Annotated in this window: 15 protein-coding genes and 1 riboswitch; of the genes, 8 read left to right on the top strand and 7 right to left on the bottom strand. The window is 35.2% G+C overall.

The genetic code is table 11. The features are described 5' to 3' along the window. Window positions 1–268: 268 nt before the first annotated feature. A complete protein-coding gene (locus WAZ07_RS20465; protein ID WP_336473911.1) occupies window positions 269–1027 on the bottom strand; it encodes a TatD family hydrolase in 759 nt (252 codons plus the stop codon). A gap of 725 nt (window positions 1028–1752) precedes the next feature. After that, window positions 1753–2109: a YxeA family protein gene (locus WAZ07_RS20460; RefSeq protein WP_336473932.1), complete on the bottom strand. Its 357-nt coding sequence runs from the start codon at window positions 2107–2109 to the stop codon at window positions 1753–1755. A 230-nt stretch (window positions 2110–2339) separates the two neighbouring features. Here WAZ07_RS20460 and WAZ07_RS20455 point away from each other — a divergent pair, with 230 nt between their 5' ends. Continuing rightward, the gene (locus WAZ07_RS20455) at window positions 2340–2444 is read left to right on the top strand and encodes a DUF3948 family protein (protein ID WP_336473910.1); all 105 of its coding nucleotides are present in this window, start codon (window positions 2340–2342) and stop codon (window positions 2442–2444) included. 249 nt (window positions 2445–2693) lie between these two features. Here WAZ07_RS20455 and WAZ07_RS20450 read toward each other — a convergent pair whose 3' ends face one another. Beyond that, a complete protein-coding gene (locus tag WAZ07_RS20450; protein ID WP_336473909.1) occupies window positions 2694–3305 on the bottom strand; it encodes a lysophospholipid acyltransferase family protein in 612 nt (203 codons plus the stop codon). Between the two features lie 320 nt (window positions 3306–3625). On the opposite strand from WAZ07_RS20450, the gene WAZ07_RS20445 reads away from it, so the two are divergent. Continuing rightward, window positions 3626–3727, top strand: a complete 102-nt coding sequence (locus WAZ07_RS20445) for a DUF3948 family protein (protein ID WP_090917216.1) — start codon at window positions 3626–3628, stop codon at window positions 3725–3727. 64 nt (window positions 3728–3791) lie between these two features. On the opposite strand, the gene WAZ07_RS20440 is transcribed toward WAZ07_RS20445, so the two are convergent. Next, entirely contained in the window at window positions 3792–4721 is a 930-nt protein-coding gene (locus WAZ07_RS20440; RefSeq protein WP_336473908.1) for a helix-turn-helix transcriptional regulator, read from the bottom strand. A 165-nt stretch (window positions 4722–4886) separates the two neighbouring features. Here WAZ07_RS20440 and modA point away from each other — a divergent pair, with 165 nt between their 5' ends. From modA to WAZ07_RS20425, 3 genes are all read left to right on the top strand, one after another. After that, window positions 4887–5687 carry a molybdate ABC transporter substrate-binding protein gene (gene modA, locus WAZ07_RS20435; RefSeq protein ID WP_336473907.1) on the top strand — a complete coding sequence of 267 codons (801 nt, stop codon included), beginning with the start codon at window positions 4887–4889 and terminating at the stop codon, window positions 5685–5687. 8 nt (window positions 5688–5695) lie between these two features. Then, window positions 5696–6370, top strand: coding sequence for a molybdate ABC transporter permease subunit (modB, locus tag WAZ07_RS20430; protein ID WP_336473906.1), 675 nt, complete (start codon window positions 5696–5698; stop codon window positions 6368–6370). 101 nt (window positions 6371–6471) lie between these two features. Beyond that, the gene (locus tag WAZ07_RS20425) at window positions 6472–6960 is read left to right on the top strand and encodes an NUDIX hydrolase (RefSeq protein ID WP_336473905.1); all 489 of its coding nucleotides are present in this window, start codon (window positions 6472–6474) and stop codon (window positions 6958–6960) included. A gap of 23 nt (window positions 6961–6983) precedes the next feature. Here WAZ07_RS20425 and WAZ07_RS20420 read toward each other — a convergent pair whose 3' ends face one another. Then, window positions 6984–7526, bottom strand: coding sequence for a GNAT family N-acetyltransferase (locus WAZ07_RS20420; protein ID WP_336473904.1), 543 nt, complete (start codon window positions 7524–7526; stop codon window positions 6984–6986). A gap of 348 nt (window positions 7527–7874) precedes the next feature. Between WAZ07_RS20420 and WAZ07_RS20415 the strand changes: the two genes are divergently transcribed. The 3 genes from WAZ07_RS20415 (at window position 7875) to WAZ07_RS20405 (ending at window position 11947) form a co-directional block, all read left to right on the top strand. Further along, window positions 7875–8726: a GRP family sugar transporter gene (locus WAZ07_RS20415; RefSeq protein ID WP_336473903.1), complete on the top strand. Its 852-nt coding sequence runs from the start codon at window positions 7875–7877 to the stop codon at window positions 8724–8726. A gap of 135 nt (window positions 8727–8861) precedes the next feature. Beyond that, complete coding sequence (gene proC / locus WAZ07_RS20410) at window positions 8862–9677, top strand: pyrroline-5-carboxylate reductase (RefSeq protein ID WP_336473902.1); 816 nt, start codon at window positions 8862–8864, stop codon at window positions 9675–9677. A 371-nt stretch (window positions 9678–10048) separates the two neighbouring features. After that, window positions 10049–10154, top strand: a riboswitch (SAM riboswitch). A gap of 149 nt (window positions 10155–10303) precedes the next feature. Then, the gene (locus WAZ07_RS20405; RefSeq protein WP_336473901.1) at window positions 10304–11947 is read left to right on the top strand and encodes a peptide ABC transporter substrate-binding protein; all 1644 of its coding nucleotides are present in this window, start codon (window positions 10304–10306) and stop codon (window positions 11945–11947) included. A 38-nt stretch (window positions 11948–11985) separates the two neighbouring features. Here the strand turns inward: WAZ07_RS20405 and WAZ07_RS20400 are convergent, their stop codons facing one another. Both WAZ07_RS20400 and WAZ07_RS20395 read right to left on the bottom strand, forming a co-directional pair. Beyond that, window positions 11986–13131, bottom strand: coding sequence for a YhgE/Pip domain-containing protein (locus WAZ07_RS20400; RefSeq protein WP_336473900.1), 1146 nt, complete (start codon window positions 13129–13131; stop codon window positions 11986–11988). 53 nt (window positions 13132–13184) lie between these two features. Beyond that, on the bottom strand, window positions 13185–13766 hold the full coding sequence (locus WAZ07_RS20395; RefSeq protein WP_336473899.1) for a TetR/AcrR family transcriptional regulator: 582 nt from the start codon (window positions 13764–13766) through the stop codon (window positions 13185–13187). Between the last annotated feature and the right edge of the window lie 6 nt (window positions 13767–13772).

Genomic DNA, 13772 nt, shown 5'->3' with positions numbered 1-13772 from the left:
CGAAACAAATATAAAAATGTAACATTTCTCTAGCAATCATTGAAACTAATTTAAACCATCTTCTATTATATATATCCATTCTAATTTTCCGACATCTTTGTCTAGCTCTGCTATGCAGAATACAACATGACCACTACTTGCTTCCTCCCTTTGTTTTAAACTCTGCATGTGGCAGAAAAAGGCCCTGACCGCTTCTATGCATGGCCAGATGCTCTCGCCCACCTCAAAAGAAAGAGGGTTTTTATGTCGTTCTTTTAACCTATATATATTATAGATTATAAAATTGAACTGTATTTTTATAAATAGTTTCCGCTGTATCTTCAAGGACTAGTCCTTTTACTTCACTCACACTCTTTAATACTTGCAAAATCATATGCGGATGCGTCATTTCATCATTAAATTTCCACGGTCCATCCGTTTCGACCATAAGACGTGATAACGGATAAAAAGCAACAATATCTTTAATTTTTTCTTTATATACAATGTCAGGAGTAACCGAAATATAATACTCATTCTCGATCATTCTCTCCATCGTTCGTTGACTCCCCTTAAACCAATGAAAGTGAGCTCGGCGTATTCGATAAGATTCAAGTAAATCACAAACAACTTCCGCGTCATCATAAACAGCGTGTAATATAATTGGCAAATTATATTTTTGAGCCATATATACAAATCTTTCTAGCATTTCAATATATGGCTCTAGCAACAACTTTGGATTTTCTTGACGTAAATAGTAAGGTAAACCAACTTCCCCAATCGCCGCAATACGATGTGCTTCTTTTTCGATTAATTCACAAATTTTTTCGCATTGTATGAAATCAACTTCTTGCTCAGGGTGATATCCGAGAGCTGGATATATAAATGGATAGTTCTTTGCTAGCTCCAATGTTTGCTGACAAGAATGATCATTCATCGACACAGCAATTATTGCCGCTATTTCCTTCGTCTTTTGTATATCTTCAATTAACTGTAATTGCTCTTCTTTTTTATATTGATCCAAATGTATATGACTATCAATCCATTTCATTTCTATCACCTCTTTCTGGCATTGTATATAAACCCATTTTAATTTTTTAACATAGAAATCGCTGCTATGCAGAATACAACATAACCGCTACTTTCTTTCTCCCCTTGTATGTGAAAGAAAAAGGCCCTGACCACTTCTATACATAGCCAGATGCTCTCGCCCGCCTCAAAAGAAAAAAGGGGGGTATGTCGCTTTTTTAACTTGTATTTATATAGTACAACTTTCTAAAATGTATATAAAATAAAAAACAAGAAGGCTCGCCTTCTTGTTTCATCTATTTATTAAACAATTAAGTTTGTGATTATATCAAAAATCCCAATACATACAATCGCAACACCAAAGTAGCTAAAACACTCTACTACCGGAACCTTAACTACTTCTTCTTTTTGCATCTCACTCGTCTCCCTTCTATAATCTCCCTAACTTTTATATCTATTTTCATTATGAGAGAAATATGACAAAAGAGCCATTGAATTTGCTTACGTAAACCTTACATTTTTGTAAGGTAGAAAAATAGTCCCATCTCTTTTGAGATGAGACTTACATATAGTTGGTTGTTAATCCTTTTCATCACATTATTGATTCAGACAGAAAGATGTATTTCATCCTTTCTATTTTTATTATAGATAATACTCGCTATCACAACTATCGAATTACATTACAGGTACCTTACAATATTGTAATAAGGTAAAACTTTCATTAAACAATGATAGAAGTCTTTCTTTTTATCGTATTGTTAAAAGTTTTCCTTTTGCATTTAACGGAATATCTTCTTTATCTATTTCAACTAATCTCTCAGCATAACGCCCTTTTGCAATAATTTCTAACGGTTCATTTTGTTTTAACATTTTCTGAATCGTTTTTGTAATCTTCTGTTCCCGTCCATCTTCATCATATCCAACAAACTCATATTCATACCAGCCATCTCCAATATGTTGACCAATACCTTTTACGACTGTGTAATACGCTTTCGTTTGATAAAATGGATTATATTTATCAATTACTGGACCAAGCTTTGTTGGTAATAGTAAGACAACGATAGCAATACTAGCAAGTACCCCCAAAAATACACGTCTCCGTATTTTTTCCATTTTGGTTTCCTCCCTTGTATTTTATACGTAACCTTTCTTTCAGTTTAGAAAAAAAAGGATATGTATACCATTGAACTGCCTTACACTTCTCTTACAAAAATGTAAGCTTCCTGTAAGCTAATTCGATAGTTCAAACTTCCCTGATTTCGTACAATAAAGTCAGAAACACGGTAAGTAAACAAACTGTTTCTATTACATTAAACAGGTAAGGAGAGATTATCATGGAAAACCAAATTACTTTTAATAAATTTGATTACGTTGGACTTGCTAGCGGTGCAGCTCTTCTTACAGCATTCATTTACGTTGCCGCAGTAATTCTTATATAATTTTGTGTCCCCTTTCCCCTTATATAGATAAATTTGAAAAGACGACCTTCTATGCCAGGTCGTCTTTTCCTATTACCATTATGCTGTTTTATCCCGCTATTCGCGGGCAGTAATACTTCCACCTCAAAATTCAGCGAAAGCATTGTCCAGTTCCAGTGGCTAGAATGTTCGGTGGGAGATAAACTGCTGGCATGTGCCCGATTGGTGAGGGCTAATAATCAGTGGAGGATGAAGAAAACCTCCCACTGATTAAAGTTTCACTTTATCTTCTTGCAACGTTTCTTTTAACTGTGTAAACGTCTCATTTAATTTTTCTGTCATCAATTGCATCACTTCTTTACGATCCATCTGTGCTGACTGCTCCACTTGAATCGGGTCACCAAAAATTAATTGCGCTCTTTTTCCGCGAAACAATTCTTTTAAGCTGTTAGGCCCAACGTATGCAGCCGGAACTAACGGAACATTAGAACGAAAGGCAATTGTAACAGCACCGGCTTTCAATGAAGTCGCTTCGGCAGATCTCGTTCCGCTCGGAAAAATCCCAACAACCTTTCCTTCTTTTAATAACCTAGATGGAATTTTCAGCGTACTCGGCCCTGGATTTTCACGATCAACCGGAAACGCATTTACCCCCTTAAAAAACCAATTTCCAAATTTACTTTGAAACAATTCCTTTTTCGCCATGTAGTAAATTTTCGTTGGTAACATTCCCGTTGCTAACATGACAACATCCATCCAGCTTGTATGGGTACAAGCTACAACATATGCTCCGCTTTGCGGTAATTTTTCTTTTCCATATACCTCCACTTTCCCAAATGTTTTAAATATATATTTCAACACCCTTACAATGAATGTATACATTCGATCTGTTCCCTTCTACAATTTAATTTTTTATAACTGTATTTATTTTTAATTATAACACTAAGTATTAATAGTTGGTAATAAAAATAAGTGACAATTTTTAAAATATTTCCCTTACAAAACTGTAATCCTACTGTAAGCTAATTCGATAGTTACTTCCCTACACCTGTCATATACTTAAAACAGAAACAGGGCAACAAAAACACATCGAAAAGGCACTCACATAATAAACACAATTGCAACTACAATGCGGCTCGTGTTATCCCCCCTTATCGATGCAAAAGTTGTTGCTGCTATTACATAAGTAAGGAGAGATAACTATGAACAACATTACTTTTAACAAATTTGATTACATGGGACTTATAGGCGGTGCGGCTCTTCTTACAGCAGTTGTTTACGCACTCGCACATGTCCTTGCATGAAAGTGCACTTCCCCCCCTTTATATAAATAAAAAGTGCTGCTTGTAATCTTACAAGCAGCACTTTTTAATTTGTTTCATATATAATTTGACCTGTTTTACTTATATCATAACCACCAATAGCACGCAGTTCGTTTTGAAATTCAGAAGACTGTAATACCGAATTTACTGTTTCAATTAACTCCATATTCTCTTCTGTTTTTAAAATTACCAAATCATAGCGTTCTTGTATAAGTGGAACAAAATCTACATTTACAATTTGCGCTACTTTTTCTGTTCCTACTCCTACATCAGCTTTTCCATTTGCAACTTGAGAAGCAACGCCAATATGATTTGATTCTTCCCAATCATAGCCACAAATGTCCGTTTTCGATATTCCATTTATACGCAATTGTTCATCGACAAGAACACGAATACCAGATCCTCTTTCCCTATTTACAAATTGAATGGATGGATTACATAAATCATTCCATGTCTTTATCTGTTTCGGATTTCCTTTTTGCACATAAAAACCTGATGTTCTTGATAATAAATTCATAACAATACAAGGCTGTCCAACTAAAATTCGTTTTACATACGGAATGTTGTATTCTCCCGTATCCCCATCGAACAAATGAAGACTAACAATGTCTCCTTTTCCTTGATACATCTGAATCAAACTTGTTAAACTCCCTTGATATGCCCGTAGCATATTAGAAGCTTTCAAACGGCTCTCTACATGTTTCGTTAACATATCTAAAGATAAATCTTGTCCACTGATAATACAAGAATCAGATTTACTTAGCGGGTTCATTACTTGCATAGATGAAGAAACTACCTGTACTTTTCCTGTTTTCATCTCTGTAATATATTGCTCTAAATCACTTGCATCAACACGCATTTGCCTACCAACTCGATAAGAGGGCAATTCACCTTTTTTAATTAAATCATACACTGTTAATTTCGATACTTTTAACCGCTTCGCTACTTCTTCTGTTGTGTAGGAATGATGATCCATAAACCGATTCCTCGCTTTCTGCCTTCATTGTAACAAAAATAACAGTTTTGCTTCTATTTATTTTCACTATCGTGAGAAAAATCACAACATAACTAATTATAACTATTTATAATTAAATATATTTAGTTATAATTAAAATGGGGATAAAAGAAGGGAGAAATGAAAATGAACAAGTACATATTTCGCGTTACTTGCAGTATTTTACTCACACTACTTCTCGTAATCAGTACGGGGTGTACAAGCACAAATAAACAAGAAAAAACAACAGCTAAAGAAGAAAAGGTTGAACTTACCATTTCTGCAGCAGCTAGTTTACAAGATGCACTAAAAGAAATTCAAACACAATATGAGAAAAAAGAACAAAATATAAAGCTCTCATTTAACTTCGACGGTTCTGGCAAGCTTCAACAGCAAATTGAACAAGGAGCTCCTGTTGATTTATTCTTCTCTGCCGCAGAAGATAAATTTCAAACACTCGTAACGAAAGGACTTATTGATCAGAAAGAAGGGAAAAATCTACTCGGCAATGAGCTAGTATTAGTTGTTCCTAAAGATAGTAATCTAAAAGATTTTCAATCGTTAAAAGATGAGCAAGTAACAAAAATCGCACTAGGTACACCTGAATCTGTTCCAGCTGGAAAATACGCAAAAGAGGCGCTTACTCATTTAAATCTTTGGAACGACCTTCAAAATAAAGTTGTATACACAAAAGATGTGCGCCAAGTATTAACGTACGTAGAAACAGGAAACGTTAATGCAGGGATTGTTTATAAAACAGACGCCCTTATTTCAAAGAAAGTAAAAATTGCTACTACAGCACAGGCGAATTCACACGAACCAATCCGCTATCCATTAGGTATCGTAAAAGCAACGAAACATAAAAAAGAGGCAACTGCTTTTTATGAATATTTACAGTCTAAAGACGCTATAGCCATCTTTAAAAAATATGGTTTTACAGTGCTGTAATTGTAACTATGATATTTGATACATTTTGGTCACCTATCATTCTTTCACTAAAAGTTGCTGCACTTTCTACGATCATTGTGATGGTGTTCGGAACGATAATTGGCCGTGTTTTAGCTCGATCCTCGAAGCGCTATAAAATTTTATTAGAAACCATTTTTCTATTACCGATGGTACTGCCGCCCACTGTAATTGGATTTTTTCTCATTATCATCTTTGGAAAAAACAGTCCCATCGGTCAGTGGATCGAAACTTTGTTTCAACAATCGATTATGTTTACATCTTGGGCTGCTATAATTGCTGCAACTGTAGTTGCATTTCCGCTTATGTACCAATCAGCAAAAACGGGTTTTATCATTGCCAATGAACAAATTGAAGACGGAGCTAGAGACCTTGGAGCAAATGAATTACAAGTGTTCTTACATGTAACATTACCGCTCGCGTTCCCTTCTCTACTTGGTGGAATGATTTTAAGTTTCGTCCGCGCCCTAGGGGAATTCGGTGCGACGCTTATGTTTGCTGGTAATATTCCCGGTAAAACACAAACTATTCCAACTGCAATTTACATGGCAATTGATGCAAGTAACATGCCGCTTGCCTGGGCACTCGTTCTTACAACAGTCGGTATGTCAATTGTCTTTTTATTACTCATTCAATTTATCAATAAAAAGGTAACTTCTTTCTAGCAGTAGCTTTCGACAAAGCTACTGCTTTTTATATTATTTCCCGCGAAATGAAATGAAAAGTAGATGTTTATGTAGAATTATAGAAAATAAGGGGGAATTATATGTATAACCAAACACTTTGTTTTATTCGAAACGACGATGAAATACTAATGCTAAATCGAGAAAAAGCACCGCTGCAAGGCTTGTGGAATGGCGTTGGTGGTAAAATGATAGAAACAGAAACGCCAATGGCATGCATTCTACGTGAGATTGAAGAAGAAACAGGACTACATTTAACAGAGCAAGAAGTCATCTATAAAGGAACATTATCATGGACAATCGACAATACAAATTCCGGTGGATTATACCTGTTTACCGCTAATCTCCCAGCTCATATTTCTTATTACACGCCAAAAAAAGTAGCTGAAGGTATTTTAGATTGGAAGCATATTTCTTGGATTTTATCTAAAGAAAATAGAGGGATAAACTCTTTAACAAAGCACTTTTTACCCTCGGTTTTACAAGAAGAAGGCGTATATGACCATACTTCTGTTTTCCACAATAATCAGCTTGTGCACTACGAACAAAAGGAACATGTAAATGCAAAATAGCCTCTTTAGCGGAGGCTATTTTGCTATATATTTCGGCAGTACCTGCAAGATACAGCCGATTCTTCTTCTGTACTTCCTTGACTCGGACGTTCAGATTGTTTTACAAATCCTTTTGCTTCATAAAAGGGAATTCCTTTTTCATTCCCCTCGGCAACCGACACCCACTGCTCTACAATTCCTTTTTCTTTTTGAATTTCTGTAAAATAATCTACTAACAATGTCCCAATTCCTTCTCTTCTTCGATTCGGATCTAAATATAGGACAAAGATTTCTCCACACTTTTCACCCGTTGTGCCTCCACCAATTGCTCCAACAACTTTCTCGTTTTCCAATGCGACAAACCATCCATACCAATTTTCGTTATTCGTCAGTACTTCTTTATGAATACGCTCATGATTATAGTATTCTTCAATGACACAATCGATATATTCCTGGCTATGCAAACCTTCATATGTCGCTAACCATCCATCTGTACAAATCTTGGCAATCCCTTCGATATGAATTGTATCTGCTCTTACTACTTGAATCTTATTTGTTTTCTGTTCTTGCACTACATAATCTTTCACACCCTACATCCCCTTTATATTCTATTTCCCCCTACTACACTAATTTAAATGGATAAAAAATCCAAATTGTTATGATTTATTATATCTTCAAATTTCCACATAAACTATTACAATTTTCATATTCATAGAAATATACATTCTATTTGAATTTACTTTCTAAAGGAGACTCTTTCCTGTTATTATATGAAGGTGCCAAAAAAGGAGATATGAAAACGCGTTTATATAATGACTGCGTTCTCCTTATAAACATCACTACTTCATCGTTTTAACGATCACTTCTTAAGTGGAAAATTACCAATCATTAGAACTACATATATTTTATTGCTATAACAAGAAAGGAGTCTTGTAATGGACATTTTATTAGCACTTCTTCCTGCATTAGCATGGGGAAACGTTTTATTAGTAAGTGTAAAAATGGGTGGCGGTGCATATAGCCAAACGGTCGGTATGACAATTGGTGCTCTATTCTTCGCAACAATTATGTATGCATTTACAACACCGGCACTATCTTTAACTATATTAATTGTTGGCTTTATTTCTGGTTTATTTTGGGCTTTAGGACAAGTCAATCAATTAAAAACTGTTCAAACAATAGGCGTCTCAACAACTGTTACCATTTCAACAGGTATGCAGCTTGTAGCTACTTCTATCTTTGGGGTCATTGCCTTTCACGAGTGGACAACTACTACTACAATTATTATGGGAACGATTGCAATTCTTTTCATCGTAATCGGTGTTGTATTTACTTCTTTAGATGATAAAGAAAATGCACAACCACCAGGACAATTGAAAAAAGGGTTACTCACTCTAATTGTTTCAACTTTCGGTTATTTTGGGTATGTAATTATTATTCGTTGGTACAACATTGATGGCTGGGCGGCTATTTTACCGCAAGCAGTTGGTATGTTTGTTGGAGCAGTTATACTGACATTTAAGCATAAGCCATTTAACAAATATGCAATTCGTAATATCGTATCTGGTCTACTTTGGGGAACAGGAAACTTATTCTTACTTCTTTCCTTACCACGAGTTGGCGTTGCAACAAGCTTCTCATTATCTCAAACAGGGATTGTCATCTCAACGTTTGGTGCAATTGTCTTCTTAGGTGAAAAGAAAACAAAACGTCAAATGGTATTTATCGCGCTTGGTAGTGCTTTAATTATTGGCGGGGCTGTTCTACTTGGTTTGGCAAAAGCTTAATGATATATCCTAGTTTCGGAAATGCTATTTTCTGAAACTAGGATTTTTTTGTATACAAGCCTTTTCTTTTTACAATTCTCTTTTATCAATGTTATCGTTTTAGCAATACATTTCCTACAGGAAGGATCAAAAAATATGCAAAAGAAACAAAGAGTGCTGTTTATTGGTGCAGGTCGTATGGCTGAAGCCCTTTTTGCCGGGCTTCTTCATACAAGTAAAGAACACATTGCTGAGATTGTCGTATCCAATCAACGAAATCAAGAAAGGCTTACAGAGTTACATGAAAAGTATGCTGTTTCTACAACAACAGATTGGAAACAATATGCGGCAGATGTTGATGTTATCGTCTTAGCAATGCCTCCAGAAGCACATGAACAACTGTTAACTGAACTCTCTCCACTTGTCAGCAATCAGTTTATTGTAACAGTTGCAGCTGGTATTGGACCTTCTTATTTAGAATCAAAGCTTCCTAAAGGTGCTGCCGTTGCTTGGATTATGCCAAATACAGCTGCTACAATCGGGAAATCCATTTCTTTATACACAGCAGGCTCTTTTGTAAGCAAAGGACATCTTGAAATTTTGCAAATGCTCGTAAAAGGTATTGGAGACGCACAATTATGTACAGAAGAAGAAATTCATCAACTAACAGCTGTCACAGGAAGCGCCCCTGCCTTTCTCTACTATTTTGCCGAGAGCTTAATTGAAGCAACAAAACGGTATGGTATCGATGAGATAACTGCAAAGCATCTCGTAATTAAAATGATTACGGGGTCTGCTTCTATGCTAGAAAGTGAAAACAATCCTGCTATGCTTCGTGAACAAGTGACAACACCCGGTGGCGCAACTGCAGCAGGTTTGAAAGTATTATATGAAAATAATTTTATGAACATGATACAAGAGGCAATTGAAGCAACAAATAAAAAAGCTAGTGGAAAAACAATTCAATTGTAAAACAAGACTGAGGCTAACTCAGATCATTTTAATTTTTCGACATATAAGTCGCTGCTATGCAAAATACAACATGAGCTGTACTCGCTTGCTCCCTTTATTTTAAACCTGGCATGTGGCAGGAAAAGGCCCTAACCGCTTCTATACACGGCCAGACGCTCTTGTCCACCCCTAAAAAGAAATAGGTTTTTATGTCGTTTTTTTACTTGGATATATATATAAGGTCATCAAGCAAATGTTTGATGACCTTCCGTTCTGATTAAACTTAAAATTCAAAATATTAATATTCTAATTGACAGTTCTTTTATCTCAGTGCTAATATTTTGAATAATCAAAGCAACACAAAATTTAATACTTATTTATTATGTTTACTCATTGTATCCAGAGAGGTGGAGGGACTGGCCCTGTGAAACCTCGGCAACAGGTTCGCTTGCGAATACTGTGCCACTTCCTGCAAGCAGTTAGCTTGAAAGATAGAATGAGGGACTTTGTTTATAAATGTGCGCACATTTATAACATTTAAATCCCTCTTTTTCTATACGAAAAGAGGGATTTTTTATTTCCCTCATAATTGTTGGCCAACAAAACATGAAAACAAAGTAGACAAACAATTTAGGGAGGAACAAAACATGAAAAAGAAATTTTTACCTGCTGTCGTATCTGTTTTAGGAGCAAGCTTATTATTAACAGGATGCGGTAGCTATAATAAAGATAACGCGAACGATGTAAAAGCAAAAGATAAAGCACCTGATAAACAAGTACTTAACTTAGCATCTCCTACTGAAATTCGTACGATGGATACGGCACGTGCAACAGATACCGATTCTGGGCAAGTGATGAGAAACGTATTTGAAGGCTTATATAACCTTGGAGAAGGAAACAAACCTGTTCCTGGTGTCGCGAAATCGCATGATGTTAATGCAGATAAAACAAAATATACGTTTCATTTACGAGATTCAAAATGGTCCAATGGAACACCTGTTACAGCGAAAGACTTCGTATTCGCTTGGCAACGTGCTGTTGATCCTGCAACAGCTTCTGAATATGCTTTCTTATTCTTTGACATAAAAAATGCGCAAAAGATTAACAATAAAGAGCTTTCGCTTGATCAACTAGGTGTAAAAGCAATTGATGATAAAACATTGGAAGTAGAGTTAGACCGCCCTGTGCCTTACTTTATTAGCTTAACAGCGTTCCCAACATTCCTGCCTGTTAACGAAGAATTCTTTAAATCACAAGGCAAGAAGTACGCTTTAGAGTCTAACGCATTAATTTATAATGGGGCCTTTACATTAGAAAATTGGAAACATGAACAAAGCTTCCAATTTAAGAAAAATCCAAACTATTGGGATAAAGATGTTGTAAAATTAGAAGAAATTAATTTTAATATCGTGAAAGAGAAATCAACAGAGGTAAACCTATACGAATCTAAACAACTTGACCGTGTTGTTTTAACATCTGATTTAGTTGATAAATACCGTAAAGATTCTAATTTTAAAGAACGACCAGCTGTCGGCGTACAATTTTTACGCATGAACCAACAAAATAAAGTACTACAAAACATTAATGCTCGCCAAGCTATTGATAAAACAATCGATAAAAAAGCTTTTGTAAATGTTCTATTGAATGATGGCTCTCTTCCTGCCTACTCGCTTATTCCAAAAAACTTTGCAAAAGGACCGAACGGAAAAGACTTCCGCGCTGAAAATGGTGACTTAACAAAAGAAAGTCCAAAAGAGGCTCAAAAATTATGGAAAAAAGCAAAACAAGAACTTGGACCAGATAAAATTACACTAGAACTTTTAACAAGCGATACGGATTTATCAAAGAAAACAGGAGCGTATTTAAAAGAGCAACTTGAGAAAAACTTAGAAGGATTAACAGTTACATTAAAACCACAGCCTCGTAAGCAACAAGTAACTTTATTATTACAAGGCAATTATGAAATTGGTATCGATGGCTGGAGTCCAGACTTTGCTGATCCAATTACATTCTTAGAATTGTTCACAACCGGTAATCCATACAACTTAGATCATTACTCTAATAAGGAATTTGATGATTTAATCAAAAAAGTAAAAACAGATCTCGCTGGTAATGAAAAAGCACGCTGGGAAGCTTTAAAACAAACAGAAAAAATCTTATTTAAAGATGCGGTAATCTCACCTCTATATCAAAACGGAAAATCTTATTTACAGCGCTCTTATGTAAAAGGTGTCGTTGAGGTTGATTTTGCAGGTCCATTAAACTTTAAATGGGCAAGAATTGAAAAGTAATATACAAAAGGTATCCCTTTCAAAGGATACCTTTTTCTTTATGCTTCATTCCCTTTTATTACAGTTTGATTTTTCTTCAATGAGATAGATATTTTATATCCGATTACAGCAATTATTTGAGTCACCGCAATAATCATGCATAAAAACATGATATTTTTTGTTAGATTCTCTCCTCCAAATATAATTGTATAATATCCATCTGCTGCATATGTGGCAGGAAGTAAATTTCCAATTGTTTGATACGTATGTGATAGCATCACATGCGGTACCATCACACCAGCGCTCACAAGCTGTAAAGATAACGTAAGAATATTAAATAGCATCCCCGCATTTCCAAATAAATTAAGAAACATTTGCGTTAAGGAAAGAAAAGCAAAAAAGACAATGGTTTGAAACAACCAAACCGTAAATATCGGTTCCTGTATTGGAATCTGAAAGAACTTCATCAAAACAATTGTAATAATTGCCAATACTACAGCAACAGCCATATTAATAAGTTGCCTTGAAAAGAAATTCCCCAAACCTCTTTCAACAAGTTGCGATACTTTATATAACTCCATGCTCATAATCATCGCTCCTACAAATGAAGCTAACACGATCATAAGCGGTACCATGTTGACAGAAAATCCTTTCGCATCATTTACTTTATAAATCGTAAATCCAACTGAGTCTTCAGTTAAGCCTTTTATTGCTTCTACACTTCCTGGTCCCATGGCTTGTAATTTTCCAGCAACTGCTTGCTGCTTATAATTTGATATTTCTTTATTTACATTGTCACGAACTTGTTTCGCAACTCCTTCCATCATCTGCTTTGCCATCATAGCGTTTGCTTGGTTAATATGAAAGATTAAATCTGTTTTTCCTTTTTCACTTACATCCTTTGAAAAAGAAGTCGGAATTTCAATAATCATATCGTATGCATGTGCATTCATTTCTTCTTTTGCTTCTTCCATAGATTTTTCTTTTGTTACTTGAAAAGGTAAGTTCTTCTGTAAACCTTCTGTTACTTTACTTCCCATGTTCGTATCCTGATTCACAATAGCAATGTGCATTTGATCCGCTCTTTCATTTACTCCATCATACGCTGTCAGCCAAACGCAAAAGAAAATAAGTTGAAACGCTAACGCTACTACACCCCCTACATACGTACCCGGTATTTTTAAAAATTGTTTTAATGTATTCATCTTCTCACCCTTCCGCAAGCAAGTGCATGCTTGCATTTAATTTTAAATAAATACTAGGGTCTTAATGCCCTAGCATATAAGGTTATATTATTTTCAATAAAATTTTCATCATTTATCTCTATAAGTCGATTTTCAAAACGTAATTTAGATAGAAAATAACCAAAATTAATCCATATAAAGTTCATGACTTGTGCTTCAATATTTGTATGAATAATTTTCCCGTCTTGCTGCATCTTTTCAAAATAAATCATCAATTCTTCTTTTAGGCCTTTTGGTATCTTAGCGATTTCATCATCTAATTCAGGAAATTCACCTGTTTCACGTATACCAATAGAAATCATGTCTTTCACTTCATTCAAAAATTTATGATAATGCCTTGCTAAATTCTTCAAATCCGTTTCTAATTCCCACACAATTTCTGTTTGTAAAAACTGTTTTAAATGCGGTACGTATGAAAATTCATAAACGGCTGCTTCAATGATACCCTTTTTGTTTTTGAAATTACGAAATATTGTTACTTCATTGACGCCAGCACGCATTGCGATTTCTTTCGTTGTTGCTGATTTATATCCTCTTTCTTTCACTAACTCAATTGTTGCTTGAATAATTTTCTCTGCTGTCTTTGAGCGCGCCATATAATC

It is taken from the genome of Bacillus bruguierae (assembly GCF_037104725.1).
Classification (GTDB): domain Bacteria; phylum Bacillota; class Bacilli; order Bacillales; family Bacillaceae_G; genus Bacillus_A; species Bacillus_A bruguierae.
This window is presented reverse-complemented; position numbering and strand designations above follow the sequence as displayed.

Excerpts from the sequence above, each read along its gene's own strand:
- WAZ07_RS20455 (WP_336473910.1), top strand. The coding sequence starts at position 2,340 with ATGGAAAACCAAATTACTTTTAATAAATTTGATTACGTTGGACTTGCT.
- WAZ07_RS20405 (WP_336473901.1), top strand. The coding sequence starts at position 10,304 with ATGAAAAAGAAATTTTTACCTGCTGTCGTATCTGTTTTAGGAGCAAGC.
- modA (WP_336473907.1), top strand. The coding sequence starts at position 4,887 with ATGAACAAGTACATATTTCGCGTTACTTGCAGTATTTTACTCACACTA.
- WAZ07_RS20400 (WP_336473900.1), bottom strand. The coding sequence starts at position 13,131 with ATGAATACATTAAAACAATTTTTAAAAATACCGGGTACGTATGTAGGG.
- WAZ07_RS20395 (WP_336473899.1), bottom strand. The coding sequence starts at position 13,766 with ATGGCGCGCTCAAAGACAGCAGAGAAAATTATTCAAGCAACAATTGAG.
- WAZ07_RS20445 (WP_090917216.1), top strand. The coding sequence starts at position 3,626 with ATGAACAACATTACTTTTAACAAATTTGATTACATGGGACTTATAGGC.
- WAZ07_RS20450 (WP_336473909.1), bottom strand. The coding sequence starts at position 3,305 with ATGTATACATTCATTGTAAGGGTGTTGAAATATATATTTAAAACATTT.
- WAZ07_RS20465 (WP_336473911.1), bottom strand. The coding sequence starts at position 1,027 with ATGAAATGGATTGATAGTCATATACATTTGGATCAATATAAAAAAGAA.
- WAZ07_RS20425 (WP_336473905.1), top strand. The coding sequence starts at position 6,472 with ATGTATAACCAAACACTTTGTTTTATTCGAAACGACGATGAAATACTA.
- WAZ07_RS20415 (WP_336473903.1), top strand. The coding sequence starts at position 7,875 with ATGGACATTTTATTAGCACTTCTTCCTGCATTAGCATGGGGAAACGTT.
- proC (WP_336473902.1), top strand. The coding sequence starts at position 8,862 with ATGCAAAAGAAACAAAGAGTGCTGTTTATTGGTGCAGGTCGTATGGCT.
- WAZ07_RS20440 (WP_336473908.1), bottom strand. The coding sequence starts at position 4,721 with ATGGATCATCATTCCTACACAACAGAAGAAGTAGCGAAGCGGTTAAAA.
- modB (WP_336473906.1), top strand. The coding sequence starts at position 5,696 with ATGATATTTGATACATTTTGGTCACCTATCATTCTTTCACTAAAAGTT.